Genomic DNA, 26,210 nt, shown 5'->3' on the forward strand with positions numbered 1-26,210 from the left:
GTTCAGAGCTCGCGACGCATGCGCTCGACGGTGGGCGCGAGCTCGGGACGCCAGTTCCCGCCGTCCCCGGCGACGAGGAAGGTGTCCACCCCGAGCTCCCGGTAGGCGGCCAGGGTCTTCATGACCCTGTCCTCCGTGCCGACCAGCGCAGCGGCGTTCCCGAGCCCGTGCAGCGCGGCGACGATGCCCATCCAGAGGCAGTCGTCGTGCTCCTCCCCCGCGCGGGCGACCGCGAGCTGGCGGTTGCGGCCGGCGTCCTGGGCGTGGTCCCGGTCGGTGACACCGGCGCCCTTGGCGAGGTACTTCTGGTAGGCCGGGTCGGCCTTGGCGGTCGCCCAGGCCTGCTCGTCGGTGTCGGCGACGTAGAGCCGCAGGCTCAGGCTGATCCGGGGGCGGGGGCGCCCGAAGCTCGCGGCCTTCTCCTCGATCGCCCGGATGCGCTGACCGACCTCGGCCAGCGGCTCGCCCCACAGCATGTAGACGTCCGCGCGCGCGGCACCGAAGGTCAGCGCCGCGTCACTCGCCCCGCCCATGTGCACCCGGATCTGCGGGTCGTGCATCTCGTTGGGGCGGACGTCCTCGACCTTGTAGAACTCGCCCTCGTGCGACCAGGGCTCGGTGGCCGTCCAGGTGCGGCGCAGCAGGTCGACGTACTCGTCGGCCCGGCGGTAGCGGTCGTCGTGGCCGAGGTAGTCGCCCTCTCGGTACTGGTCCCCGGGCGCCCCGCCGTTGATCACGTGCACGTCCACCCGGCCGCCGGACACCAGGCTCATGGTGGCCAGCTCACGTGCCGCCACCGTCGGCTGCACGACGCCCGGGCGGTGCGCGATGAGCACGTTGAGCTGGTCGGAGTGGGTCAGGGCGGTGGAGCCCAGGACGATGCCGTCGGGACCGAAGCTGTGGTAGCCGATCAGCACCCGGTCCAGCCCGGCCACCTCGTCGACGCTGCGCTGGACGTCGGCCAACGTGGGGCCGTGCTCGGTCGGGGTGAGGTAGCTGTAGACCTCGAGGGGACGGGGAGAAGACATCGGTGGCTCCTTGTTGTTGGCTGACAAACACATTGACGAGCTACGACGCGACCCGGCGGGGCGCACCCCACCGTGCCGGCTCAGAGGAAGGGCAGACCGCCGTCGTCGAGGGCGGTGCTCGAGCTGTAGAGCTGCACCCGGAAGTCCCGGGCGTTGGTCATCTGGCGCTGCGAGGCCTCGCGGGCGCGGTCGGCGTCCCGGGCCTCGACCGCCTCGACCAGCTCCACGGACTCGGCCAGGAACACCCGCCACCGCTCCGGGTAGTGCAGCGTGGTCGAGGCCAGGCCCAGCACGCGCCGGTGGACCCCCTCCAGGGTCTCCAGCAGCGTCTGGTTGTGGCTGGCGGCCCAGATGCCGAAGTGGAAGGCGTGCGCCAGCCGGGGTCGACCGTCGGTGTCCTCGTCGTCCAGGGCCTGCATCTCCCCGACCGACCGACGCAGCCGGGCCAGGTCCAGGTCGGTCCGACGCAGGGCCGCAGCGTGCGCGGCGGCTGCCTCGAGCGCGATCCGGACCTCGTAGATCTCCAGCACGTCCTCGGGCCGGAGCACCCGGACGCGCATGCCCCGCTCGTGCCGTTCGATGAGCCCCTCGTGACCGAGCCGGCTCAGCGCCTCCCGGACCGGGGTGCGGCTGACGCCGTACTCACGGGCGAGGGTGCCCTCCACCAGTACCGACCCGGGGGCCAGCTGACCGTCCACGATCTGGGCGTGCAACCGGTCGTACAGGGTGGCGTCCTCGGCCACCGTGCTCTTCTCCGACACCGGGACCTCCCCCTGGGCGTACCTCACGGACGTCGTCGTCCCCGTCGGAGGAGGATCCCACCCGCGAACCGCCGCCGTGCCCGCCGGGGGCGTCACGGTGCGATCCCCAGGAACGCCTCGACCACCCTCGGGTCGTCGGCCACCTGCTCGACCGGACCGGTCAGCGTGATCGAGCCCTGGTCGAGCACGTAGGCCCGACTGGCCACCCCGAACGCCGCCGCGGCGTTCTGCTCGACCATGAGGATCGACAGTCCCTGGGCGGCGATGTCCCGGATGGCCTCGACCACCTGGTCCACCAGCGCCGGGGACAACCCCATGGACGGCTCGTCGAGCATGAGCGTGGTCGGGTCGGCCATCAGCGCGCGACCGAAGGCGAGCATCTGCTGCTCCCCGCCGCTGAGCAGGCCGGCCGCGCCCTTCCGCCGGTCGGCCAGCACCGGGAACATCGTCAACACCCGGTCCAGCAGCTCGGCCGTGCGCGCCTTGGAGCGCACCCCGTAGGCACCCTGCAGGAGGTTGTCCTCGACGCTGAGCGGACCGAAGACGTGCCGCCCCTCGGGCACCTGGACCAGCCCGGAACGGGCGATCCGGTGCGCCTGCTGACCGGTGACGTCGACCCCGCCGGCCAGCACCCGCCCGGCGGTCAGCGGGACCAGGCCGCTCACCGCGTTGAGCAGGGAGCTCTTGCCCGCCCCGTTGGGACCGACGACGACCACCACCTCGCCGTCCTCCACCCGCAGGTCGACGCCCCGGACGGCGTGCACCGCCCCGTGGTGGACGTCGACACCGACGACCTCCAGGGCGGTCACGCCGCACTCCCCAGGTAGGCCTGGCGCACCTCGGGCAGCGCCGCCGTCGCGGCCGGTTCCCCCTGGGCGAGCAGCCGCCCGAAGTTCAGCACCACCAGGTGGTCGCTGAGGGCCAGCAGCAACCGCAGGTCGTGCTCGATCACGAGCATGCTCAGCCCGTCGGAGTTGAGGTCGGTGAGCACGGCGGCGATCTCCTCCCGTTCGGCGCGGTTCATGCCCGCGACCGGTTCGTCGAGCAGCAGCAGCCGCGGTCCGGTGGCCAGCGCGCGGGCGATCTCCACCCGTCGCTGGGTCCCGTACGGCAGTGCCGACGGCGCCTCGTCCCGGACGTCGAGCAGGTCCAGGCGCTCCAGGGCCGCGTCGCACGCAGCGTCGGAGGGCAGCTTCTCCCCGCGCCCGACGCGCCAGCGGCGACGGCTCCCGTCCTGTTCGGCGGCCAGCCGGACGTTGTCCCGCACGCTGAGCTCGGGGATCAGCCGGATGCCCTGGAAGGTGCGCACCAGGCCCTTCCGTCGCAGCACGTGCGGGCGCACCGTGGACACGTCCTCGCCGTCGAAGGTGATCCGGCCCGACGTGAGGTCCGCGGTGCGGGTGACGGCGTTGACGGTGGTGCTCTTGCCCGAGCCGTTGGGCCCGACCATGCCGACCAGCTGGCCGGACTCCACCGCGAAGCTGACCCCGTCGACGGCCTTGACCCCGCCGAAGTGCACCCGGACGTCGTCCAGTTCCAGGCGGCTCATCGGGTGACCTCCTCGGTCGCGGCAGGGCTGGGCGCAGGTGACGTGGAGACGGCCGGTGGCTTCCGGCGGCGCACCCGGCGCCAGGCCCAGGAGAACAACCCGGCGAGCCCGTCGGGGCGGTAGACCACGACGACGAGCACGACCACCGCCTGCAGGATCAGGTTCCAGGAGCCGGCCGCGGACAGGTAGATCGGCAGTGCGGCCACCAGGACCCCGCCCAGCAGCGGACCCACCCAGTGCAGGGCGCCGCCGACGACGAGCACCGTCAGGGAGGAGACGACGACGCTGAAGCTGATGTCGGTGGGACCGAAGACCCCGAAGCTCGAGGTCTGCACGAACCCGGCCGTCCCGGCGATCACCGCGCTGGCCACGAACGCCCGCGCCTGGGTGGACCGGACGTCGACCCCGACCGAGGCCGAGAGCACCTCGTCGTGCCGGAGCGCGGCGATCGACCGGCCGGCCGCTGAGCGCTGGGTCAGCCAGACCAGCACCACGACCCCGATGACCAGGGTGAACATCTCCCCCTGGAGCAGCACCCGGGGGATGCCGAACAGCCCCTGGGCGCCACCGGTGTAGGTCGGCCAGGACTGGGCCAGGGACTGCACGAAGAGCGTGAGCGCCAGGGTGGCCATGGCCAGGTAGAGGTAGCGGAGCCGGGTGAGCACCGGGGTGACCAGCACCGCGACGACCCCGGTGGCCACGAGGACGGCCAGCAGCACCAGGTAGCGGTGCAGACCGTCCTCCAGCAGGTTCGCCGTCAGGTAGCCGCCGACGGCGTAGAAGCCGACGGTCGCGAAGGAGAACACCCCGGACCGCAGCGCCACGTGGACGCTGTACCCGAGCAGGGTGAGCACGGAGATGCTGCGCAGCAACGGCGCGTTGGCCGCCAGGAACTCGGTCATGCGCGCTGCCACCCCCGCCCGGCGATGCCCTGCGGGCGGACGAGCAGGAAGGCGATGATCAGTCCGAAGACGACAACGTCGCGCAGGTCGGAGACCCAGTAGGCGACGACGGCGGTCTCGATGACGGCGAGGGCGACCGCGGCCAGGACCGTGGCCCCGATGCTGCCGACCCCGGCGATGATGATCACCGCGAAGGCCTTGAACAAGAGCGACTCCCCCATGGTGGCGTCGACGGCGTTGACCTGGACGGCGAGCAGCACGCCGGCCAGACCGGCCACCGCTCCCGTGGCGGTGATGGTGAGGGCGGAGAGCCGGTCGACCGAGACGCCGGTGAGCTTGGCGGTGTCCCGGTCGAAGGACAGCGCCCGCAGCGCGCGGCCCTGTCGGCTGCGGGTCAGGAACCAGGCGATGCCGGCCGAGGCGAGCACGGCGACCGCGATGATCACCAGCTGGATGTCGCTGACCTGGACCCCGGCGACGCGGAAGGTCTGCACGCTGAACAGCCCTTCCGGCAGGCCGCGGGGCTGCCCGCCGGTGAGCTGCTCGGCGGCGGCCACCAGGAGGGCGGCCGTGGCCACCGTCGCGATGACGGTGGTGAGCGTGCGTTGGTGCTCGTCGACGGCGCGCCGACGGATGGGCCGGAAGACGAGCAGCTCCATCAGCAGGGCGATCAGCCCACACACCACGACCGCCGCCGGCAGGACCAGGATGAAGGAGACGCCGGGGAAGGAGTCGGTCATCAGCCACGCGGTGAGCGCGCCGACCATGAAGATCGCCCCGTGCGCCAGGTTCAGCACGTTGAGACCGGCCCAGGCGATGCTCAGGCCCATCGCGAAGAGGGCGTAGATGGCACCCAGCGAGAGGGCGTTGACCAGGTTCTGGGCCACGTCAGACCACCCCGCCGAACGCGGGGTGGTCCGACGTCACGCCGGAGAGGTCACTCACCGGTGTCCTGACCGGGGGCCAGGGTCTCGCGGCCGTCCATCCACTCGATGACGACGCCGGGGGTGCGGGCGTCACGGTTCTCGAAGGTCACGGTCTCGGCCTGGGCGGCACCGGTCAGCCCGCCGTCGGCGGCCACCTGGGCCAGGCCCTCGACGATGCCGGCGCGAGAGGCGTCACCGGAGGCGGCCACCGCCTCCTGGATCAGCCGGAACGCGTCGAAGGTCTCGGCGTGGAAGGTGTTGGGCTGCACGTCCTCCGCGGCCTCGTAGTCGCTGACGAACTGCCGGCCCGACTCGTACCCGAGCTCGTCGGACCCCACGAAGGAGGAGTAGTAGAGGATGCCGTCGGCCTCGTCGCCCTCCAGCGCCGAGAGCGCACCGGCACCCAGGCTGGTGCCACCGCCGATGGTGCCGGTGAAGCCGGCGCGGCGGAGCTGGGTGATCAGGGCGATGTTCTGTGCCCCGATCGCCTGGGTCTGGATGTGGTCGGGGTTGCCCGCCAGCAGGCGTGAGGCGACGGTCGTCAGGTCGGTCTCCGAGGAGGTGCTGGACACCGAGTCGAGGATCTCGATGCCGGCGTTGCCGAAGGCCTCCGGGGCGACCTCGGTGGCCAGGGTGACCGACGGGGCGTTGTCGGTCACGTAGAAGACCGACGCCGTCTGCACGTCCTTCTCCTCGGCCAAGTAGTCGGCGTAGTTCTGGTAGAAGTTCTGCTGCGGCGGGGTGATCCGCCAGATCGCGTCGCCGGTCTCCACGACGCCGTCCGCCGCGGCCTGGATGTTGATCATCGGGAGCCCCGCGTCCTGGGCCAGCGGCGCGATCGTCAGCGCCTCCTCGGACAGGACGCCGAACACCACGGCGTCGACGTCGCCACGCACGGCGTCGTTCATCAACGTGGAGGCCCGGGCCGGGTCCGAGGTGGTGTCCTGGACGGTCAGCTCCAGGTCGCGCCCGTCGATGCCCCCGTTCTCGTTGACGTAGGACTCGGCGAAGTCCGCAGCCTGCTCGATGGCCTCACCGAAGAACGCCGCCTTGCCGGTGATGTCGGCGAGCACGAGCACCTGCACCGCACCGCCGTCGTCCTCGGCGCTGGTCGTGGTCTCCCCGGTCGTGCAGGCGGAGACGGTCAGCAGAGCGGTGGAGGCGAGGGCGACGGCGGCGCCCGCCCGTGACCTCCGGGCAGATCTCGTGGTGGTGCGGTCCATGGCGGTGCCTCTCGCGTCGTTGCGGGGGAAGGGCGCCTGACCCCGGGCTGTGCCTCGGGCAGGTGCTGGCTGCGGACCGTACAGGTGACCGGCGCCACTGTCGACCACGGTCGACCGTCGTATCCAATCCGAGATCCGAGCCCGGTGGGCACCGTGTCGACCGTGGTCGACCGACGTCGACGGTGTGTAACGTGCACCACGTCCCTCGACGAGGAGGGCTGTCTGGAGGCGCACCGTGGACGTGCAGGACGACGTGCAGGACCTCGACCAGGACGCGACGGAGACAGCACGTGGACCCGTCGACGTGCTCGTCGTGGGCGCCGGCTTCGCCGGTCTCTACGCGCTGCACCGACTCCGCGGGTCCGGTCTCACCGTGCGGGTCCTCGACGCCCCGGAAGCCCCCGGAGGAACGTGGGCGGCCAACCGGTACCCCGGTGCCCGCTGCGACGTGCAGAGCTTCGACTACTCCTTCTCCTTCGACGAGGCACTGCAGCAGGAGTGGAGCTGGAGCGAGCGGTACGCGGCCCAGGGCGAGATCCTGGACTACCTGCGGCACGTCGTGGACCGCTTCGACCTGGCCCGCGACATCGAGAGCTCGACCCGGGTGCTCAGCGCCGTCTTCGACCAGCTGGCCGACGAGTGGGTGCTCACCACCGACCGGGGCGAGACCCACCGCAGCCGCTTCGTGGTCATGGCCACCGGGTGCCTGTCGGTACCGCGGCCCCCCGACATCCCGGGTCTGGAGAGCTTCCGCGGACGGTGGGTGCACACCGCCGACTGGCCGCGCGAGGGCCTGGACCTGACCGGTCTGCGGGTCGGTCTCGTCGGCACCGGGTCCAGCGGCGTCCAGTTCGCCACCGCCACCGCCGGGGTCGCCGGGGAGCTGGTGGTCTTCCAGCGCAGCCCCAACTACGTGCTGCCGGCCCAGAACCGCCCGATGGACCCGGAGTTCGAACGGGAGCTGAAGGCCCGGTACGCCGAGCACCGGGCTCTGGCCAAGCAGACCACCCGCGGCTACCCCGTCCCCGCCTACGCCGGCCAGAAGCCCGCGTTGGCGACCCCGGCCGACGAGCGCCAGGAGGTCTTCGAGGCCATCTGGGAGCACGGCGGCCCGGTGCTCACCAGCGTCTTCACCGACTTGACCGTGGACGAGGCCGCCAACGAGACGGCCGCCGAGTTCGTCCGGCAGAAGATCCGCGACATCGTCACCGACCCGGTGACCGCCGAGCTGCTGTGCCCCTACGACCACCCGCTCGGCACCCGCCGACCCGTGCTGGACACCGGCTACTACCCGATCTTCAACCGGGACGACGTGACCCTGGTCGACGTCCGCACCGCTCCGATCACCGAGATCACCCCGGCCGGGGTGCGCACCACGGACGCCGAGTACGAGCTCGACGTGATCGTGTTCGCCACCGGGTACGACGCGATGACCGGCGCCCTCCTGGCCATGGACATCCGCGGAGTGGACGGGGTGTCGCTGCGCGAGGAGTGGGCCGACGGCCCCGCCGCCTACCTCGGGGTGGCGATGGCCGGTTTCCCCAACCTCTTCACGGTCACGGGCCCGGGCAGCCCCTCCGTGCTGACGAACATGGTCGCCTCCATCGAGCAGCACGTGGAGTGGATCTCCGACCTCGTCGAGCACGCCCACGCCACCGGGGCGCGACGGGTCGAGGCCGAGCCGGCGGACCAGGCGCGCTGGGTGCAGCACGTCCTGGACAGGGCCGAGGCCACCCTGCTGCCCAAGGCCAACTCGTGGTGGATCGGAGCGAACGTGCCCGGCAAGCCCCGCGTCTTCATGCCCTACGTCGGCGGTTACGCCCCCTACGGCCAGGTGCTGGCCGAGGTGTCCCGCGACGGCTACACCGGCTTCAGCCTCACCCGCTGACCGACCCCAGACCCGCAGACCCGAGACAGAGGAGCACCCACCCCATGCAGACCCGCGGCGCAGTCATCCGGCAGGCCCCCGGCGAGTACGAGGTCGTCGACCTCGAGCTGGAGGACCCCCGGCCCGGGGAGATCCAGGTCGAGCTGGCCGCTTCCGGCCTGTGCCACTCCGACGACCACATGGCCACCGGCGACCTCACCGCCGGGATCTACCCGTTCGCCGGCGGGCACGAGGGCGCCGGCGTGGTGACCGCCGTCGGGCTCAACACCCGCGGCTTCCGCGAGGGCGACCACGTGGTGCTCGCCGTCCCCGGCTGCGGGCACTGCACCTGGTGCGCGAGCGGCCGTCAGAACCTCTGCCAGTACGGGCAGTACACGTTGGCCGGGCACCGCTTCGACGACCCGTCCAGCTTCCGGCTCAGCCTGGACGGGCAGCCGGTGGGCCAGATGTGCGGCATCTCCACCTTCGTCGCCACCACCACCGTCGACGTGATGTCGGCGGTGAAGATCGACCCGAGCATCCCGCTGGACGTGGCCAGCCTGGTCGGCTGCGGCGTGGCCACCGGGTGGGGGTCCGCGGTCATCTCCGCCGGGGTCTCCCCCGGCGACACGGTGATCGTGATGGGGATCGGCGGGATCGGCATCAACGCGGTGCAGGGTGCCGCCCACGCCGGGGCGATGAACGTCATCGCCGTCGACCCGGTGGGGTTCAAGCTGGAGACGGCGCAGGCGATGGGCGCCACGCACGCCGTGTCGAGCATCGAGGAGGCAGCCGACCTGGCCCGGTCTATGACCGACGGGCAGGGCGCCGACTCGGCGATCGTCACCGTCGGTGTCACCACCGGGGACCACGTCGCCGCTGCGTTCGCCGGGGTGCGCAAGGACGGCACCGTGGTGGTGACCGGCCTCGGCGACCACGGCGCCGTCGGGGTCCCGATCCCGTTGTCGGAGCTGACGCTGTTCCAGAAGAAGCTGGTCGGCTCGCTGTTCGGTGCCTCCTCCCCCGGGGTGAGCATCCCCAAGCTGCTGGGGCTCTACCAGGCCGGTGCGCTCCAGCTCGACGAGCTCATCACCACCCGCTACTCCCTGGACGACGTCGCCCAGGGCTACCGCGACATGCACGCCGGCTCGAACATCCGCGGCCTGATCGACTACACCGCGACACGCCCGTGACCACAGCCGCACCCGGGTACGACGGCCCGGTCGTCGACGCCTTCCTGCACACGCCCTGGCTGGGGGGAGAGGACCCGGAGCACCCGCGCGGGGACACCGTGGACTGGCACGGGGACCGCCGGTTGGCCCGGGTGATGCACACCTTCGCCCACACCGACCCCGACGGCCGACCGGTCGAGCGGGTCGGCCTCGAGGACCTGCTGGCCACGATGGACGCTGCCGGGACCACCAGGGCGATCCTGCCGGCCAAGGTCTACTACGCGGCCTCCGAGGACGGCGTCCGCGCCGTGCACGCCGAGATCGGCGCCCTGACCGCGGCGTCGGGTGGCCGGCTGAAGGGCGTGGCGACGCTCATCCCGCCGGAGCTGGGCCCCGGCACCTACTGGGACGTCATGCGCAACGTCCGGCTGGTGCAGGACGCGCACCGTGAGCACGGGGTCGTCGGGGTGCACCTCACGCCGTCCCCGTGGGGGATGCCGCCGAACCACAAGTGGTTCTGGCCGGTCTTCGCGGCTTGCGTCGAGCTGGGCCTGGCGGTGTTCGTGCACGTCGGGGCACCAGGCCCGCTGTGGCCGATGAGCCACCACGACCCCGCCCACCTCGACGAGATCGCCCTGGCCTTCCCCGACCTGGTCATCGTGGCGCACCACATCGGCGACCCGTGGACCGAGACGTCGGTGCGGCTGGCAGCGCGGCACCCCCACTTCTACATCTGCACGTCGGCCTGGTCGCCCAAGCGCTGGCCCGCCCCGCTGCTGGAGTTCATCCGCGGCGGCTGGCACGGCACGGCGGGCGCCGACAAGGTGCTCTACGCCTCCGACCACCCGCTGCTGGACATGGCGCGGGCCACCCGCGACGCCCGTGCACTCGACGTCGGGGCCGACCAGCTCCGGCGGGTGCTCCACGACAACTCACGGCAGCTGTTCTGGCCGGACCAGGAGGTGTGAGGTGACCGCTCCCATGGAGGGCATCACCGTGCTGGACCTGACCCGCAACCTCGCGGGCCCCTACGCCACGATGGTCCTGGGCGACCTCGGCGCCCGGATCATCAAGGTCGAACGCCCCGGCACCGGTGACGACACCCGGCATTGGACGCCCCCCACCTGGGGAGAGCACAGCGCGTTGTTCCTGGCCAACAACCGGAACAAGGAGAGCCTCACCGCCGACATCGACACCGAGGCCGGTGTCCGGGTGCTGCTGGAGCTCGCCAAGCACGTGGACGTCGTCGTGGAGTCCAACCGCAGCGGCGCGCTGGACCGGCGCGGCCTCGGGTTCGAGGCGCTCAAGGCGGTCAACCCACGGATCGTCTACTGCTCGATCAGCGGGTTCGGCAGCCGCGGCCCCGACCGCGACCGCCCCGGCTACGACACGATCGTGCAGGCGGCTTCGGGCGTCATGAGCATCAACGGCGACCCGGCCGGCATCCCCTCCCGGGTCGGCCCCTCGATCGTCGACCAGGGCACCGGCATGTGGGCCGCCCTGGGGGTGCTCGCGGCGCTGCGGTCACGGGACGCCGACGGCACCGCCCAGCTGGTGGAGACCAGCCTGCTGGAGACCGGGGTCGCGTGGATGGGCTACCAGGCCTCCAACTACTTCGCCAGCGGCGTCGTCCCCCGCCCGCATGGGTCCAAGCACGGACAGATGGCGCCCTACGAGGGCTTCCTGACGAAGTCCGGGCACTTCTTCCTCGCCGCGCTCAACGACAGCCTGTTCCGCCGGCTGTGCGTGGCGCTCCAGCTCCCCGAGCTGCTGGATGACCCCGACTACACGACCAACGCCGACCGGGTCGCCCACCGGGATGCCCTGCACGACGTGCTGCAGGGCGTGCTGCTGACCCGCGAGGCCCAGGAGTGGGAGGACCTGCTGCGAGCGGCGGGGTTGCCGTGCTCCCAGGTGCGCACGGTCGACGAGGTGGTCGCCGACCCGCACGTGCAGGCGCTCGGGCTGGTCCGGGACTGGCCCAAGGACGACGTGCCCGACTTCCGGCTGGTCGACCACCCGATCTCCTACAACGGCGTCCGCTCCTTCCGGCAGGACCCGCCCCCGGACCTCGGGGAGCACTCCGCGCGGATCCTCACCGACCTCGGCCTGGACGCCGAGGGTCACCCACTGACCGATGGGACACGACCGTGACGCTCACGCTGGACCAGACCACCTCGCGCTTCCCCATCGACGGCCGGTCCCGGCAGATGTTCATCGACGGGGCGTGGGTCGACGCCGTGTCCGGACAGACCATGCCGACCCTGGACCCGGCCACCGGCCAGGAGCTCGCCCAGGTGCCCCGCTCCGGCGCGGCGGACGTCGACCTCGCGGTCGCGGCCGCCCGCCGGGCCTTCACCGGACCGTGGCGGCGCTGGACCCCGGCCCAGCGCCAGCTGCTGCTCCTGCGGATCGCAGACCTGTTCGAGACGCACTGGGACGAGCTGTCGGGCTCGGACACCCTGGACATGGGCAAGCCGTTGTCCCGCAGCCGCGCCGACAAGGGCAGGGTCACCGGGATGCTGCGCTTCTACGCGGGGCTGGCCACCACGCTGGACGGCAAGACGATCGACAACTCGCTGCCGGGTGAGTACTTCTCCTACACCCGCCGCGAGCCGGTCGGCGTGGTCGGCGCCATCATCCCGTGGAACGCCCCGACCGCCGCCTCGGTCTGGAAGATCGGCCCGGCGCTGGCCACCGGCTGCACGATCGTGCTCAAGCCGTCGGAGGAGGCCCCGCTCACCCCGCTGCTCATCGCCGACCTGATGGCCGAGGCCGGTGTGCCCGACGGGGTCGTCAACGTCGTCACCGGCACCGGGGTCGAGGCCGGCGCGCCGCTGGCCGAGCACCCCGGCGTCGACAAGGTCGTCTTCACCGGCTCGACCGCCACCGGGCAGAGCATCATCCGGGCCTCGGCCGGCAACCTGAAGCGGGTCTCGCTGGAGCTGGGCGGCAAGTCCCCGCTGATCGTCTGCGCCGACGCCGACCTCGACGCCACGGTGCCCACCGTCGGGCTCTCCGCGTTCGCGAACTCGGGGCAGATCTGCATCGCCGGCTCCCGCCTGTTGGTGGAGCGCTCGATCCACGACGAGTTCGTGGAGCGGCTCGGCGACTACGCCCGGGCGCTGACCGTCGGCGCCGGCTCGGACCCGGCCACCGAGATCGGCCCACTGGTGTCGGCCCGCCAGCTGGAGCGGGTCTGCGGGTTCCTGGACTCCGGCCGCTCGGAGGGCGCCCGCGTGGTCGCCGGCGGCGAGCGGCTCACCACCGGCGATCTGGCCGCGGGCAACTTCGTGGCACCGACGGTCTTCGCCGACGTCGAGGACTCCATGACGATCGCCCGCGAGGAGATCTTCGGCCCGGTCATCTCGGCGATGCCCTTCGACACCCTCGACGAGGCCGTCGAGCGGGCCAACGCCACGCCGTACGGCCTCGCCGCCGGCGTCTTCACCCGCGACGTCGGCCGTGCCCACCACCTCGCGCACCGGCTGGACGCCGGGACGGTCTGGGTGAACACCTACCACGCACTCGACCCGGCGGTGCCCTTCGGCGGCTTCAAGATGAGCGGCTACGGCAAGGAGGGCGGCGTGGAGCACCTGGACGAGTACCTGGGCACCAAGACCGTCTGGCTGAAGCTCGACTGACCCGGCCCCGACCGACCCACCGGAGGACCTCGTGACCCTGCACCCGTTCGTCGCCGCCCTGCTCGAGCGCCAGCGCGCCGCCGGTGCCCCCGGGCTCTCGGCCGGCTCACCCGAGGACGCCCGGGCACTCGTCGCAGCCGGGCGGGCCGGGCTGGGCGAGGGCCCGGACCTGCTCGAGCGCCGGGAGGTCGCCGTCCCCACCCGGTCGGGATCGGTGCGGTCGCTGCTGCTCGTGCCACACGGTGGTGTCACCGGCGTGCTGGTCTACGTGCACGGCGGCGGCTGGGTGGTCGGTGAGCCCGAGGACTTCGAGACCCTGGGTCGCGAACTGGCCTCGCGGACCGGGTGCGCAGTGCTGCTGCCGGACTACCGGCTGGCCCCCGAGCACCCCTTCCCGGCCGGCCTCGAGGACGTCGAGGACGTGCTCGCCCACGTGCAGTCCGCCCGCGTCGACCTGGTGGGGGCCGACCTGCCGTGGGTCGCCGCCGGGGACAGCGCCGGCGCGAACCTGCTCACCGTCGCGCTCCGCAGGCACCGGGAGCTGGAGTGCCGACTGCAGGTCCTGGTCTACCCGGTGACCGACACCGACACCGACGGGCCCACGTACACCGAGTTCGGCACCGGGCTGCCGCTCACCCGGGCCGACATGCGGTGGTTCTTGGACCACTACCTGGGCCAGGACGACGACCTCCGCCACTCCCCCGACGTCGCACCGCTGCGAGCGACCGACCTCGCGGGCCTGCCGCCCGCCCTGGTGCTGACCGCCGAGCACGACGTGCTCCGTGGGGAGGGCGAGGCCTACGCGGCCGCCCTGTCAGCAGCGGGGGTGCCCACCCAGGTCGAACGCAGCCCCGGGGTCGCGCACGGCTTCCTGCGGATGCACAACCTGTTCGACGTCGCGCACGGTGCGGTGGTCCGCATCGCCGCGGCCGTCGGCGAAGTCGTCCCGCGATCGGACCACTCCGGCACTCCCCCGCCGGCCGACACCTGACCGGTCGGCCCAGCGCACTCCTGACCAGCACCACCCGCACGGCGAGGACGAGGAGGTCCCGAGGTGTCCGATCAGCCCGATCTGTCCGCCCAGTTCCGTGAGGTGATGGCCGGGGTGGCGACCCCGGTGTCGGTGGTGACCGCGGTGTCAGCCGACGGCGTCCCGCACGGGACGACGGTCTCGGCCTTCGCGTCGTTGTCGATGGACCCCCCGATGGTGCTGGTGTCCCTGGACCGGGGGTCGGACCTGCTGGCCCTGGTCCGGGACACCGGCCGGTTCGGGGTCAACGTGCTGGGCTCCACCCAGTCGGCGCTGGCNGCTGGTGTCCCTGGACCGGGGGTCGGACCTGCTGGCCCTGGTCCGGGACACCGGCCGGTTCGGGGTCAACGTGCTGGGCTCCACCCAGTCGGCGCTGGCCCTGTCCTTCGCCCGCAAGGGCACCGACAAGTTCGCCACCGTCGACTGGGAACCCTCCTCCGGCCTGCCCCGGTTGCCCGGGGCGCCGGGCTGGCTGGCCTGCGAGGTGGCCTCCCTGGTCGAGGGCGGGGACCACGTCGTCGCCCTGGGCACCGTGCTGNGGCCTGCCCCGGTTGCCCGGGGCGCCGGGCTGGCTGGCCTGCGAGGTGGCCTCCCTGGTCGAGGGCGGGGACCACGTCGTCGCCCTGGGCACCGTGCTGGCCGCGGACACCGCCGACGGTGCGCCGCTGACCTACCACTCGAGGGTGTTCGGCACCCACGCCGCACTGGAGGCCTCGTCATGACCCGTCGCACCCCGACCGAGGCCGTGCAGACCGCCGTCGCCGCACTCGCCGCCGGCGGCATGGTGATCGTCGTCGACGACGAGGACCGGGAGAACGAGGGCGACTTCATCGTCGCCGCCGAGCTGTGCACCCCGGCCCAGATGGCCTTCGTCGTGCGGCACACCACCGGGATCGTCTGCGCCCCGATGCCCGCCGCCCGGGCCGCTGAGCTGCAGCTGCCGCTGATGGTCACCGACAACACCGACGCACACGGGACGGCGTTCACCGTCACCGTCGACGCGCTGGACACCTCCACCGGCGTCTCCGCGGTGGACCGTGCCACCACCGTCCAGGCGCTGGCTTTGGCCTCGACGACGCCTGCGCAGTTGCGTCGTCCCGGGCACGTGTTCCCGCTCATCGCCCGCGCCGGCGGGGTGCTGATGCGCGCCGGGCACACCGAGGCCGCCGTCGACCTGACCACCATGGCCGGCCTCACCGGGGTCGGGGTGATCGGGGAGATCGTCGACGAGGACGGCTCCATGCGGGCCGGTGCCTCCCTGACCGCGTTCGCCGCCGAACACGGCCTGCCCGTGCTGGCGATCGCCGACCTCGTGCGGCACCGCCGGGCCACCGAACGCCTCGTCGAGGTCGTCGGCACCTCCGCGATGCCCACGGAGTTCGGGGACTTCCGGGCGACGGCCTACCGCAACACCCTCGACGGCACCGAGCACCTGGCCCTGGTGATGGGCGACCTCGCCGCGGCCTCCCGGACCACCGAGGGCGCGCTGGTGCGNCACGGCCTACCGCAACACCCTCGACGGCACCGAGCACCTGGCCCTGGTGATGGGCGACCTCGCCGCGGCCTCCCGGACCACCGAGGGCGCGCTGGTGCGGGTGCACTCGGAGTGCCTGACCGGGGACATCCTCGGGTCGCTGCGGTGTGACTGTGGCGGGCAGCTCGAGCAGGCACTGGCCGCGATCGCCGCCGAGGGCGCCGGGGCGGTCGTGTACCTGCGCGGCCACGAGGGCCGCGGCATCGGCCTCGGGCACAAGATCCGCGCCTACGCCCTGCAGGAGCAGGGCCTGGACACCGTCGACGCCAACACCGCCCAGGGCCTCCCGGTCGACAGCCGCTCCTACGGCGTCGGCGCCCAGATCCTCGGCGACCTCGGCGCCACCCGCATCCGGCTCATCACCAACAACCCCGCCAAGTACGGGGGCCTCGACGGCTACGGCCTCACCATCACCGGCCGCATCGCCCTCCCCACCGTGGAGACCGCACACAACGTGCGCTACCTGCGCACCAAGCGGGAGCGGATGGGCCACGCGATCGACCCCGCGCACCGGGCTGCCCTCGTGGTCGAGCGACCCGTCGGAGGCACCTGACCTCCCCCTTGACAGCCGGTGTGACGCAGGACACGGTCGCCCGGTGGACGGTCGTCGACGACCGTCGTCCGCGCCTCGGCGCACCCAGCACGTCACCCGGCAACGACAGCGCAGTCGAGCGAAGGGACCACTTGATGAACACCGCAGAAGGCCACATGAAGTTCGGGATGTTCATGGCGCCGATGCACAACTCCGTGCAGAACCCGACCCTGGCGCTCCAGCGCGACCTGGAGCTCATCCAGCGGCTGGACCAGCTCGGCTACGACGAGGTGTGGATCGGCGAGCACCACTCCGCCGGTTCCGAGCTGGTGGCCTCCCCGGAGGTCTTCATCGCCGCCGCCGCCGAACGCACCAAGCACATCAAGCTCGGCACCGGGGTGGTCTCCCTGCCCTACCACCACCCGCTCTGGGTGGCCGACCGCGCCATGCTGCTGGACCACCTCACCCGAGGTCGCTTCATGCTCGGGGTCGGCCCGGGGTCGCTGCCCACCGACTCGGCCATGATCGGCATCGAGCCCGCCGTCCTCCGGCCGCGCCTGGAGGAGGGCCTCCAGGCCGTGCTGCACCTGCTCAGCAGCGACGAGCCGCTGACGATGGAGACCGACTGGTTCACGCTCAAGGACGCCGTGCTGCAGATGCGCCCGTACACCCGGCCACGGATCGAGATGGCCGTGCCCGGTGTCGTCTCCCCCACCGGGGCCAAGCTGGCGGGCAAGCACGGCATCGGCCTGCTGACCATCGGCGCCGCAGCCGGCGAGGGCATCGACACCTTCGCCCAGCACTGGAACATCGTGGAGGAGCAGGCGGAGGAGCACGGCCAGGTCGCCGACCGCGCCACCTGGCGGGTCATGACGATGGTCCACCTCGCCGCCACCGAGGAACAGGCCCGCAAGGACGTCGCCTTCGGCATCGCGGACTTCTTCCGCTACTTCCAGCACGTGGCCGCGTTCCCGCAGTTCGCCGTCCAGGGCGAGAACGTCGACGAGATGATCGACTTCATCAACGACAACGGCCTGGGTGTCATCGGCACGCCGGAGATGTTCGTCGAGCTCATGCAGAAGTGGCAGGACCAGTCCGGGGGCTTCGGCACCTGCATGCTGCTGCACCACGAGTTCGCCGACCCGGACGCCACCCTCCGCTCCCACCAGCTCCTGGCCCGACTCGTCATGCCCGAGTTCCAGGGGCAGGCAGCGTCGCTGCGAGCAGCCAAGGAGCGGGCCAGCCGCAGCCGGGAGGGCCTGGTGAGCAAGAGCCAGGCGGCCGTCGACGCGATGACCGAGAAGTACGCCGCCGACCGCGCCGGTCGGGCCTGACCGGCATGGGCCTGCTCGAGGGCAAGGTCGCGTTCATCACCGGTGCCGCACGCGGACAGGGGAGGAACCACGCCGTCCGGATGGCATCCGAGGGAGCCGACATCATCGCCGTGGACGTCTGTGCCCCGGTGGAGACGGTCGCCTACGACACGGCCACCGAGGCCGACCTCGCCGAGACGGTGCGGCAGGTCGAGGCCCTCGACCGGCGCATCGTCGCCTCGACCGCCGACATCCGGGACCTCGCGGCCCTACGGTCGGCGGTCGACGCCGGGGTGGCCGAGCTCGGCCGGTTGGACATCGTGCTGGTCAACGCCGGCATCTTCAGCTCGAGCCGGTTGCTGGAGATGGAGGACGACACCTGGTCGACCATGATCGACGTCAACCTGTCCGGCGCCTGGCGCACCATCCGGGCAGCGGCCCCGCACGTCGTGGCCGGCGGGCGGGGCGGCTCGATCGTGATCACCAGCTCGCTGGCGGCGCTGACCGCGAACGAGAACATGGCCCACTACTCGGCCGCCAAGGCCGGCCTCGTGGGGCTGATGAAGGTCGCGGCCAAGGAGCTGGCGGCCGACCGGATCCGGGTAAACAGCGTGCACCCGACCACGGTCGCGACCGACATGATCCTCAACGACGCCTTCTACCAGCTCTTCCGACCCGACCTCGAGAAGCCGACCCGGGAGGACTTCGAGGAGGCCGGCGTGACGCTCAACGCCCTGCCGGTCGCCGCGATCGAGTCCGACGACGTCACCGAGGCGATCGTCTACCTGGTGGCCGACAGCGGCCGTTACGTCACCGGCACCACGCTGGTGGTGGATGCGGGGGCGTCACTGTGACGGGCCGCTGGTGAACTGAGGAGCACCGGGTGCAGGGGCGCCCCTCTCGGGGGACGCCCCTGCCAACCTGGGCCGGGCCCCAGCCCCGTGCCGTCACCGGGGTGCATCCCCGCCTGGTCTCGCCGCACGAGCTCGCGTTCGAGGGCGAACTGGCCGTCCACCGGGTCCACCTCGCCGACGACGACGCAGACCGGCAGGTCCGACCGCACCGCGGGACACCCCCGAGATCGGCCAGGGCCTGGGCGCCGGCGAACACCGCCTGCGCGCCCGGCCGGTCCAGGCCGGACCCGCACCACGGGTCCGCGCAGGCTTCCACCCGCGCCTGCTCGCCGCTGAGCCAGTCCGACTGCCTGCGCAGCAGCTGGCACCGGGCGATGAACGCGCTGACGTCCATGAGGCGTCGACGTCGATCGTGGGCTCGTCCAGGTCGATGCTCGGTCTCACCGCCACGCCCACCGGCAGCTGACCACCCCGTCGCCACCTGCCCAGGAGAGCCCGACGTCCGCGCTGCCGCCATCATCCTGACCGGTCCGGCCGACGTCATCGAGAGCGCGTTGCTGTACCGGTTGCTGTACCTGTCGATCCGGCGAGGACTCGGGCTGGTGTCGAACAGCCTCGTGACCAGCGCTCATGTGGTCGCGTGGATGTCTTGGACGGCGGCGACCACGTGACTCAGGGTCAGGTGCGCAGAGAAGCGGGCCGCCCCGATGGGGCGACCCGCCTCTGACCTGCTGTTCCTCTGTCGGGCTGACAGGATGTGAACCTGCGACCCCTTGACCCCCAGCCAGCAGCGGGGGGGTCCACGGTCGTCAGCACACGTCCTGTTTCCGCAGGTCAGACGAGTTCGGCGTCCGAGGTCGTCTTTCGCTGTGCGGGGTCGTCCAGACCGCGTTGCTGTACCGGTTGCTGTACTCGGCCCGCTGCGGGAGCCAGGGCTCAGCGGTCGTGGACCTCCCGGCGGTGTCTAGTTCGGAAGACGGTGACGACCAGCAACTCGTCGAGGACGTCGTAGACGACCCGGTGGTCCCCCACCCTGATGCAGCAAGCGGTCTGCTCCCCCACCAGCTTGGTCGCGCCCGCGGGTCTGGGCTCCTCAGCCAGGCCACCGATGGCAGTGACCAGCCGCACACGCACCGGCCGGTCCAGCTTGCGCACCTGCCGGGCCGCCGCGGCGGTGAACTCGACGGAGTACGTCACCCAGCGAGCTCGTCACGCACCTCGGCCAACGACACCCGCTCCCCGTCGTCCTCGGCCTTGGCCGCCCGATAGGCCGCCACGTCCTGGGCCATCTCCAGCGCTTCTAGGGCTTCCAGGTCGGCCACCCCGACCACCACCGCAGCCAACTTGCCGTTGCGGGTCACCCCGATGCGCTCGCCGCCGTACATCGCGCGACCCAACACGTCAGACAGCTGAACGCGCAGCTCGCGAGTGGTTACCTCACCGGAGATGGTGTCCATGCTGCCCACCGTACGCCGCACTAGTAACTGTGTACACAGTCCGTGGCCCTCACGGCCGCAGTTGCCCGCGGGGCGGGTTTGTGGTCTCGCCAGCTCACGGTGGTCGGCCCGACTGGAGTCCTGTGCCCATCCGGTCGCCTCCCCCCTGGCTCACGGACTGGTTACCGCCTGCCCCGCGACGTGGGCGGCGTGCGCCAGGTCGTCTTCGCTGGAGAAGTAGTGCGGGGCGAAGCGGACGCCCGCCCCGCGCAGCGAGCACCGGACCCCGCCGACGAGCAACGCCTCGTGCAGCGCCCCGGGACTGATGTCGGCGCGGCTGGCGATCACGATGCCGGAGTGGGCGGACGGGTCTATGGCCCGGTGGACCTCAAGCCCAGCGGTCCGGAGCAGCTCGGTCAGCAGCGCCGCGTTCTCCAGCACCGTCTCCTCGACCGCGGACCGGCCCAGCTCGTGCAGCAAGTCCAGGGTGGCTCCCAGTCCGGCGACACCGGCAGCGTTCTCGGTGCCGGACTCAAAGCGCCGGCCGTCGGTCGCGAGGTCCGGCTCGACGGTGAAGGCGAAGGGATCGGCCACAGACAGCCATCCCACGGTCGTGGGCCGCAGCACGTCGCGGGCGCGCTGCGAGAGGTGAACGAATCCAATGCCGAAAGGCCCCAACAGCCACTTGTGGGCGCTGACTGCCAGCACGTCGAGGCCCGTGACGTCGACAGCCAGCGCGCCGACCGCCTGAGTGCCGTCCACGACCAGCAGCGCCCCCTGTCGGTGCGCGATCTCGCTGACACGCCCCAGGTCGTACCGGTGGCCGGAGGAGTACTGCACGGCACTGATCGTCACGACCCGAGTGCGGTCGTCGACCAGCCCTGAGAGGGCGTCCAGGTCGGCAGCGCCGTCGCGCATCGGGACCTCGCGGACCTCGACCCCCAGGGCCCGCAGCCCACGCCACGGGTAGGAGTTGCTGGGGAACTCCTGGGCGGGCAGCACCACGTTGTCCCCCGGCACCCACCGCAGTCCATTGGTGACCAGGGCCAGCCCGGTGCTCGTGTTCTGGGTGAAGGAGATGCCGTCCGGACGCCCACCTACGAGTTCCGCCGCTGCGGCCCGCACTGACTCCTGATGGACGCGCCAGGAGGGGGCGGCCACGATGCCCCCGTCCATGTGGCTGCTCAGCAGCTCGACCACCGCCGTTCGCACCCGGGTCGAGACCAGACCGACTGCCGCCGAATCCAGGTAGACCGTCGAGCGTGCGCCCGGGTACAGCTGACGGACGGAGTCAAGAACGTCGGACCGCATCGGCACAGCATCTCCTGCGCCACCCCCCCCCCTCACCATCCTCGCCGCCCTCGACCGAGGGGCGTCTTCAGATGCCCTTCTCCAACACCCCCGCGTCCGCGACACCGGGGCGCCGGCGCTGCTGTGGTTCTGGAACGACTTCCGGGCCCGGATCCGTAGGACCGAATACCCCGGCGGTCTCAACGGGTGGATGCAACAGCCTCTGCAGATGATCACGGTGTCGTGGTCTGAGGGGTGGTCCGGTGGGGTTGTCGGTGGAGCAGCAGGATCAGTTGTGGGCGCGGTGGCGGGCTGGTGAGTCACTGCGCGGGATCGGCCGGTCGTTGGGGTTGACCCATGCCACGGTGCACCGGCATGTCAGGGCGTGTGGTGGGAGACGGCCGGTAGGGCGGCGGCGGGGGCCGCTGGCGTTGAGCGTGGTCGAGCGGGAGGAGATCAGCCGCGGGATCGCCGTCGGGGCGTCGGTGCGGGCGATCGCCCGCAGCCTGGGGCGGGAGCCCTCCACGATCAGCCGGGAGCTGACTCGCAACGGTGGGCGGGTGGCCTACCGGGCTGCGGCGGCCGACGCCGCAGCTGACCGTCGGGCGCTGCGACCCAAGCCGGCGAAGCTGGCGATCGACGGGCGGCTTCGCGCGGAGGTGACGCGCGGGCTGGCCCTGGAGTGGTCTCCGCAGCAGATCGCGTCACGCTTGGTCGTGGACTTCCCCGACGATGAGGCGATGCGGGTCTCCCACGAGACGATCTACCTGACCTTGTTCGTGCAGGCCAGGGGCGGTTTGGCCCGTGAGTTGACCCGGTCGCTGCGCACACCGGGCGGGCGACCCGGCACCCGCGCGGGGCCAAGTTGCCTTCCGGGCGTGGGCAGCTGCGCGGGATGGTCCCGATCTCCGAACGACCCGCCGAGGCCACCGACCGGGCGGTCCCCGGGCACTGGGAGGGCGACCTCGTCTTGGGCAAGCTGCCCAGCGCAGTGGCGACCCTGGTGGAGCGCACCACTCGGTTCGTGGCGTTGGTGGCGCTACCGGAAGGCAAGAAGGCCGAGCAGGTCCACCCGGCTCTGGCCGCAGCGATCAGGCGGGTGCCAGCCCAGTTGCGCCGGTCACTGACCTGGGACCAGGGCAAGGAGATGGCCACCCACGCACAGTTCACTGTGGCCACCGGCGTCGACGTCTACTTCTGCGACCCCAAGAGCCCCTGGCAGCGAGGCAGCAACGAGAACACCAACGGCCTCCTCCGCCAGTACCTACCCAAAGGCGCTGACCTGGCCACCTTCACCCAGCACGACCTCGACGCCATCGCCGCACGACTCAACGGCCGACCCCGACAGACCCTGGGCTGGAAGACTCCCGCCGCAGCATTCAACGAGGCCGTTGCACACACCCGTTGAGACCGCCGGGGTTTGTGATACCCCATGTCTTGATCAGCTCTCTAACGGCCAAGGCGGTCGCGCCGCTAGGCGATGACTCGGACGAGGTGGTCGGCGACGGCACGCATCCCGTCGGCGTTGGGGTGGAAGGAACCCGCCGTCGTCGCCAGGTCCGCCCGGAAACCGGCCACCCAAGGGCTGGTCGATCCGAGGCCGTGGTCAGTGCTGATCGCCGACACGGCCACCAGCTCGGCGCCGGAGAACACCGCTGCCTCCTCGTACGCCCGCACCAGTGCGTCTTGGACGAGCAGGAAGCCGGCCAACTCGGCAGCGGTGAACGGGGACCCGTCACCGGTGGGCGTCTGCGGGGTGACGACCGTCAGGTAGTCCACGAGCAGCACCCGGGCCCGCGGGGCCCGCTCGCGCACACCCGCCACGATCGCCGCCAGCCCCTCGGCCGCTGCGCGCACGTCCGCCTCGGTCACGACCGGCACACCGGCGAGCTGACCCTGAGCCAGCATCTGCGCCACGGGCCCGTCAGGATCGTGGCTGGACCACGCGACGGCGAGCATCGAGCCGATGAAGCGCAGGTCGTTGCCGCCTGCGGTGATCGTGACCAGGTCCGCGTGCTCGGGCAGGCCGGCCAGCTGCGGGACGAATTCTGTACCGGTCTGCGTCTGCTGCGGTGTGTGCAGGATGTTCGCCGTCGTCGCACCGGAGACGGTCAGGTCGACGAGGTCGGCCCCTAGCGCCGTAGCGAGTAGGTGCGGGTAGTTCCGCGAGGACCGCATCGCCGACACGTCTTCGACGGGTTCGATGGTCGGCCCTGCAGCGAATGAGCTGCCCAGGGCAGCCACCGTTCGGATCGGGCGCCCCGTTGCCCGGGGCCCGCTCTGGTCGGGCTCTGGTGTCGTGGTCATCGTGTCCTCTTCAGGGCCGGTCAGCCGCGACGGTGGGCGTCGACGAACGTGCGCACCGTTGCGCTGAGGTCGGCGTCCTCCGGGGAGGAGCCGCCGAACCCGCCGTGCGGCATGGCCTCGAACACGTGCAGCTCGGTCGGGACGCCGGCCGCCAGCAGTGCGCGGTGGAAGCGCACCGTGTTGGACAGGAACAGGTCCCGGGTGCCCGACTGCAGGAAGGTGGGCGGGAAGCCGGTGAGGTCGGCGAACAGCGGGGACAGGTAGGGGTGGGCGAGGTCGTTCCCGTCGGCGTACATGAGGTTGACCGGCATGAGGCTGCCCAGCATGTTGTCCACGCCGTCCAAGACCGTGAAGGTGTCCCCGGACTCGGTGAGGTCGACCTCGGGAGTGGTGAGCACGGCCGCCGCCGGCATGGGCAGCCCCTCGTCCTTGGCCCGGACCAGCAGGGCGGCGGCGATGTTGGCCCCGGCCGACCCGCCACTGATGAACAGGTCAGCGGGGTCGCGGACCTCCAGCATCGCCCGGTAAGCCGCCATCGCGTCGTCGAGCCCGGCCGGGTAGGGATGCTGGGGAGCCATCCGGTAGTCCAGCGACCACGTCGTCATCCCGAGGGAGAGCGCCTGGACCGCGCCGGTGAGCGCGCACGCCCGTCCGCCGCCGTAGACCAGCCCGCCACCGTGGACATTGAGCATCAGCGGCCCGGTGTCCCCCTCCGGCAGCCCGTCGGGCTGCAGGACGTACACGTGGGCGCTGCCGATCTGGGTCTCGGTCTCGGTGACCGGCAGGGGCATGCCGGCGAACATCGAGACGAAGTAGGCCTCGATGCCGGCGGCCTGGGCGGCCCAGGCCTCGAGGTCCTCGGGGGCCGGGACGGCGGAGTCCGGCCGTGGGTTGGCCAGAAAGGCCTGCGCCTGCTCGCTGAGGTGAGCAGGCGCGGGACGAGGTGCAGGGCTGGTCATGATGCCTCCGGGGTGGTGGATCAACGGGTCGTGGTCGTGTGCGTTGTGGGCCGGCGCCGGGTCAGCTGCGCAGCAGGGAGACCATCCCGCGCAGGGTGACCCCGGCGACGGTGCCGCCGTCGCAGAGGATGTCTGTGCCGGTCAGGTAACCGGCCCGGTCGCTGGCGCAGAAGGCCAGCAGTTCGGCCATCTCCTCGGGGGTGCCGAATCTCTTGAGGGCGGCGAAGCGCAGCATCTTCTCCGAGCCGCTGGCCTTCTCCAGTCGTCCCATGGAGGTGTCGAAGCTGCCCGGGGACACCGACAGCACCCGCGCCCCCTTCGCACCGAACGCCGCGGCCATCGACCGGGAGTACCAGATGACGAAGGCCTTGGTGACCCCGTAGGCCGAGCCGCTGCGCAGCTTCTTGGGCCCCCGGCCAGCCGAGGCGCTCAGCTTCTCGGCGAAACGCTGGTGATCGGTGAGCGCGAGCTTGAACGTCCGGGTGGGCAGCAGCACCTTGGGCGAGGTGTGTCCGGCCATCGAGGCCACGTTCACCAGGGCAAACCCCGGCGACGCCACAGCGAGGGCTGCCTCGGTGACGTGCAGCGTGCCCAGCGCGTTGACCCGCACGATGAACGCCGGGTCCCCCATCTGCGGGCTCACCCCGGCGGTGTGCACCACCGCACGCAGCTCACCGGAGGCGTTCGCCCCGGCCACGAGGGCATCGACCGCAGACCTGTCGGTGATGTCGCAGACCACGCTCTCGGCCTCGATGTCCAGGACGGCGAGCTCGGCAACGGCAGCGTCCAGCCGGCCCCGGTCGACGTCGGACAGCACCAGTCGGTGGTCCCGACCCAGGACCTTGGCGGTGGCCAGTCCCATGCCGCCAGCACCGCCGGTGATGATCGCTGTCTGCATCAGAACTTCTCGCTACGGCCAGAGCGAAACCCGCCCGGCCAGATTTTCTGCCGTGCGGCAGAATACCCCCATGCTGCCTGCCCGCTCGGTGTCCCGCAAGGGCTGTTCGCGGCCTCCGCGTGGGCCAGACTCACGACCGGCAGGCAACCTGACAGCCATGTGGACCTGCACGGAGGAGGCGACATGAGCACCCCCGAGGACGCACCGCGCGGTCGAGGTCGCCCCCCGCGCATCAGTCGCCAGCTAATCGTCGACACCGCCGCAGGCATGGACGCCACGACCCTGACACTGCAAGCCGTTGCGGATCGACTCGGCGTGGTCCGCAAAGCCATCACCTACCACGTGACCGGACGCGACGAGCTCCTCCGGCTGGCCGCCGACGCCCAGTTGGCGGAGGAACTGGACGCCTCAGCAGTTGCGCGCGCCGTCGACTGGAGAGCCGCCGTGCACGCCTACGCGACGACCCTCCATGACGGGCTACTGAGAAGGCATGACCTGTCCCTGGAGGTGGACACTTTGCCGGCCACCGGCGTGCTCGCCTCCGCCGACGCCCTCCTCCAGCAGCTGACCTCGGCAGGGTTCGACGACGTCGAGGCCGGCCGGGCGACCGGGCTGATCACCACCGTCGTCTGGACGGTGACGAGGGAGATCCTGGCGGCCCAGCAGTCCGGCGGCAGGCACCCGTCGGCCACCGAACTCGGCGACATCCTCGCTGGGCTCCCCGACGACGCCTACCCCGATGCCCGCCGGGTCACCGCCGCGGTGGACGTCTCCGTTCCCGCTCAGCTGGACTTCGCCGTCGACACGGTCCTGGCCGGCCTCGACGCACGCTTGACCGCCCGACTAGCCCCGACACCGCTGCCCTCGCCCTAGTAGGCGCCAACCTCCCCGGGGATCGCCGCACCGGCGACTGGTCGAGACCGGCCTTCCGGGATGAGTTCTGGGCCGGTTTTGGTCGATTCACATACCGGGGTTTGTGGGCTGA

27 protein-coding genes and 1 pseudogene are annotated in these 26,210 nt (G+C 71.7%); 15 read left to right on the forward strand and 13 right to left on the reverse strand.

Annotation, left to right across the window (positions count from 1 at the left end):
- Nucleotides 1-2: 2 nt before the first annotated feature.
- The 7 genes from ASG36_RS20090 to ASG36_RS20120 all read right to left on the reverse strand — a co-directional run bounded on the left by ASG36_RS20090 (nt 3) and on the right by ASG36_RS20120 (nt 6,389).
- On the reverse strand, nt 3-1,028 hold the full coding sequence (locus ASG36_RS20090; RefSeq protein ID WP_055768429.1) for an LLM class flavin-dependent oxidoreductase: 1,026 nt from the start codon (nt 1,026-1,028) through the stop codon (nt 3-5).
- A gap of 80 nt (nt 1,029-1,108) precedes the next feature.
- The gene (locus tag ASG36_RS20095) at nt 1,109-1,816 is read right to left on the reverse strand and encodes a GntR family transcriptional regulator (protein WP_055768432.1); all 708 of its coding nucleotides are present in this window, start codon (nt 1,814-1,816) and stop codon (nt 1,109-1,111) included.
- 65 nt (nt 1,817-1,881) lie between these two features.
- On the reverse strand, nt 1,882-2,598 hold the full coding sequence (locus ASG36_RS20100; protein ID WP_055768433.1) for an ABC transporter ATP-binding protein: 717 nt from the start codon (nt 2,596-2,598) through the stop codon (nt 1,882-1,884).
- On the reverse strand, nt 2,595-3,338 hold the full coding sequence (locus tag ASG36_RS20105) for an ABC transporter ATP-binding protein (RefSeq protein WP_055768436.1): 744 nt from the start codon (nt 3,336-3,338) through the stop codon (nt 2,595-2,597). The genes ASG36_RS20100 and ASG36_RS20105 overlap by 4 nt, the downstream gene beginning before the upstream one ends.
- Entirely contained in the window at nt 3,335-4,240 is a 906-nt protein-coding gene (locus ASG36_RS20110; RefSeq protein ID WP_055768439.1) for a branched-chain amino acid ABC transporter permease, read from the reverse strand. The genes ASG36_RS20105 and ASG36_RS20110 overlap by 4 nt, the downstream gene beginning before the upstream one ends.
- Nucleotides 4,237-5,127: a branched-chain amino acid ABC transporter permease gene (locus tag ASG36_RS20115; RefSeq protein ID WP_055768442.1), complete on the reverse strand. Its 891-nt coding sequence runs from the start codon at nt 5,125-5,127 to the stop codon at nt 4,237-4,239. The genes ASG36_RS20110 and ASG36_RS20115 overlap by 4 nt, the downstream gene beginning before the upstream one ends.
- A 50-nt stretch (nt 5,128-5,177) precedes the next feature.
- Nucleotides 5,178-6,389 (reverse strand): ABC transporter substrate-binding protein, encoded by a 1,212-nt coding sequence (locus ASG36_RS20120; protein ID WP_055768445.1) that lies wholly within the window; start codon nt 6,387-6,389, stop codon nt 5,178-5,180.
- A gap of 235 nt (nt 6,390-6,624) precedes the next feature.
- Here ASG36_RS20120 and ASG36_RS20125 point away from each other — a divergent pair, with 235 nt between their 5' ends.
- From ASG36_RS20125 to ASG36_RS20175, 13 genes are all read left to right on the forward strand, one after another.
- The gene (locus ASG36_RS20125) at nt 6,625-8,277 is read left to right on the forward strand and encodes an NAD(P)/FAD-dependent oxidoreductase (RefSeq protein ID WP_235495335.1); all 1,653 of its coding nucleotides are present in this window, start codon (nt 6,625-6,627) and stop codon (nt 8,275-8,277) included.
- Between the two features lie 44 nt (nt 8,278-8,321).
- On the forward strand, nt 8,322-9,449 hold the full coding sequence (locus tag ASG36_RS20130) for an NDMA-dependent alcohol dehydrogenase (protein WP_055768449.1): 1,128 nt from the start codon (nt 8,322-8,324) through the stop codon (nt 9,447-9,449).
- A complete protein-coding gene (locus ASG36_RS20135; RefSeq protein WP_055768453.1) occupies nt 9,446-10,396 on the forward strand; it encodes an amidohydrolase family protein in 951 nt (316 codons plus the stop codon). Before ASG36_RS20130 ends, ASG36_RS20135 begins: the two co-directional genes overlap by 4 nt.
- A gap of 1 nt (nt 10,397) precedes the next feature.
- Nucleotides 10,398-11,582 carry a CaiB/BaiF CoA-transferase family protein gene (locus ASG36_RS20140; protein ID WP_055768455.1) on the forward strand — a complete coding sequence of 395 codons (1,185 nt, stop codon included), beginning with the start codon at nt 10,398-10,400 and terminating at the stop codon, nt 11,580-11,582.
- Nucleotides 11,579-13,072, forward strand: a complete 1,494-nt coding sequence (locus tag ASG36_RS20145; RefSeq protein ID WP_055768459.1) for an aldehyde dehydrogenase — start codon at nt 11,579-11,581, stop codon at nt 13,070-13,072. The genes ASG36_RS20140 and ASG36_RS20145 overlap by 4 nt, the downstream gene beginning before the upstream one ends.
- Before the next feature lie 31 nt (nt 13,073-13,103).
- Nucleotides 13,104-14,063, forward strand: a complete 960-nt coding sequence (locus ASG36_RS20150) for an alpha/beta hydrolase (protein WP_055768462.1) — start codon at nt 13,104-13,106, stop codon at nt 14,061-14,063.
- A 105-nt stretch (nt 14,064-14,168) separates the two neighbouring features.
- Nucleotides 14,169-14,380 (forward strand): flavin reductase family protein (locus ASG36_RS22785; RefSeq protein WP_162245195.1); only part of this gene is annotated, 212 nt, incomplete at its 3' end.
- A gap of 5 nt (nt 14,381-14,385) precedes the next feature.
- On the forward strand, nt 14,386-14,640 hold a 255-nt coding region (locus tag ASG36_RS22790; protein WP_255354661.1), incomplete at its 3' end, for a flavin reductase family protein.
- Between the two features lie 46 nt (nt 14,641-14,686).
- Nucleotides 14,687-14,824 (forward strand): hypothetical protein, encoded by a 138-nt coding sequence (locus ASG36_RS22795; RefSeq protein ID WP_255354662.1) that lies wholly within the window; start codon nt 14,687-14,689, stop codon nt 14,822-14,824.
- Nucleotides 14,825-14,883: 59 nt separating this feature from the next.
- Nucleotides 14,884-15,596: 3,4-dihydroxy-2-butanone-4-phosphate synthase (gene ribB, locus ASG36_RS22800; RefSeq protein ID WP_235495352.1), on the forward strand; the 713-nt coding region annotated here is incomplete at its 3' end.
- 50 nt (nt 15,597-15,646) lie between these two features.
- Entirely contained in the window at nt 15,647-16,189 is a 543-nt protein-coding gene (gene ribA / locus ASG36_RS22805; RefSeq protein WP_304437809.1) for a GTP cyclohydrolase II RibA, read from the forward strand.
- 134 nt (nt 16,190-16,323) lie between these two features.
- Complete coding sequence (locus ASG36_RS20170) at nt 16,324-17,502, forward strand: LLM class flavin-dependent oxidoreductase (protein WP_082523362.1); 1,179 nt, start codon at nt 16,324-16,326, stop codon at nt 17,500-17,502.
- A 5-nt stretch (nt 17,503-17,507) separates the two neighbouring features.
- Complete coding sequence (locus ASG36_RS20175) at nt 17,508-18,335, forward strand: mycofactocin-coupled SDR family oxidoreductase (RefSeq protein ID WP_055768471.1); 828 nt, start codon at nt 17,508-17,510, stop codon at nt 18,333-18,335.
- Between the two features lie 936 nt (nt 18,336-19,271).
- On the opposite strand, the gene ASG36_RS20180 is transcribed toward ASG36_RS20175, so the two are convergent.
- The 3 genes from ASG36_RS20180 to ASG36_RS20190 all read right to left on the reverse strand — a co-directional run bounded on the left by ASG36_RS20180 (nt 19,272) and on the right by ASG36_RS20190 (nt 21,082).
- Nucleotides 19,272-19,532 carry a type II toxin-antitoxin system RelE/ParE family toxin gene (locus tag ASG36_RS20180; RefSeq protein ID WP_055768474.1) on the reverse strand — a complete coding sequence of 87 codons (261 nt, stop codon included), beginning with the start codon at nt 19,530-19,532 and terminating at the stop codon, nt 19,272-19,274.
- Nucleotides 19,529-19,792 (reverse strand): type II toxin-antitoxin system Phd/YefM family antitoxin, encoded by a 264-nt coding sequence (locus tag ASG36_RS20185; protein ID WP_055768754.1) that lies wholly within the window; start codon nt 19,790-19,792, stop codon nt 19,529-19,531. Before ASG36_RS20185 ends, ASG36_RS20180 begins: the two co-directional genes overlap by 4 nt.
- A 150-nt stretch (nt 19,793-19,942) precedes the next feature.
- A complete protein-coding gene (locus tag ASG36_RS20190) occupies nt 19,943-21,082 on the reverse strand; it encodes an aminotransferase class V-fold PLP-dependent enzyme (protein WP_235495353.1) in 1,140 nt (379 codons plus the stop codon).
- Between the two features lie 227 nt (nt 21,083-21,309).
- Between ASG36_RS20190 and ASG36_RS20195 the strand changes: the two are divergent.
- Nucleotides 21,310-22,469: pseudogene (locus ASG36_RS20195) on the forward strand (IS30 family transposase).
- Nucleotides 22,470-22,534: 65 nt separating this feature from the next.
- Here the strand turns inward: ASG36_RS20195 and ASG36_RS20200 are convergent.
- The 3 genes from ASG36_RS20200 to ASG36_RS20210 all read right to left on the reverse strand — a co-directional run bounded on the left by ASG36_RS20200 (nt 22,535) and on the right by ASG36_RS20210 (nt 25,225).
- A complete protein-coding gene (locus ASG36_RS20200; protein WP_055768479.1) occupies nt 22,535-23,368 on the reverse strand; it encodes an SGNH/GDSL hydrolase family protein in 834 nt (277 codons plus the stop codon).
- Between the two features lie 20 nt (nt 23,369-23,388).
- Nucleotides 23,389-24,327, reverse strand: a complete 939-nt coding sequence (locus tag ASG36_RS20205; protein WP_055768482.1) for an alpha/beta hydrolase — start codon at nt 24,325-24,327, stop codon at nt 23,389-23,391.
- A 61-nt stretch (nt 24,328-24,388) separates the two neighbouring features.
- Complete coding sequence (locus ASG36_RS20210) at nt 24,389-25,225, reverse strand: SDR family NAD(P)-dependent oxidoreductase (RefSeq protein WP_055768485.1); 837 nt, start codon at nt 25,223-25,225, stop codon at nt 24,389-24,391.
- A gap of 183 nt (nt 25,226-25,408) precedes the next feature.
- Between ASG36_RS20210 and ASG36_RS20215 the strand changes: the two genes are divergently transcribed.
- Nucleotides 25,409-26,098, forward strand: a complete 690-nt coding sequence (locus ASG36_RS20215) for a TetR/AcrR family transcriptional regulator C-terminal domain-containing protein (protein ID WP_055768488.1) — start codon at nt 25,409-25,411, stop codon at nt 26,096-26,098.
- The last annotated feature ends 112 nt before the right edge of the window (nt 26,099-26,210 follow it).

It is taken from the genome of Geodermatophilus sp. Leaf369 (assembly GCF_001424455.1).
Classification (GTDB): domain Bacteria; phylum Actinomycetota; class Actinomycetes; order Mycobacteriales; family Geodermatophilaceae; genus Klenkia.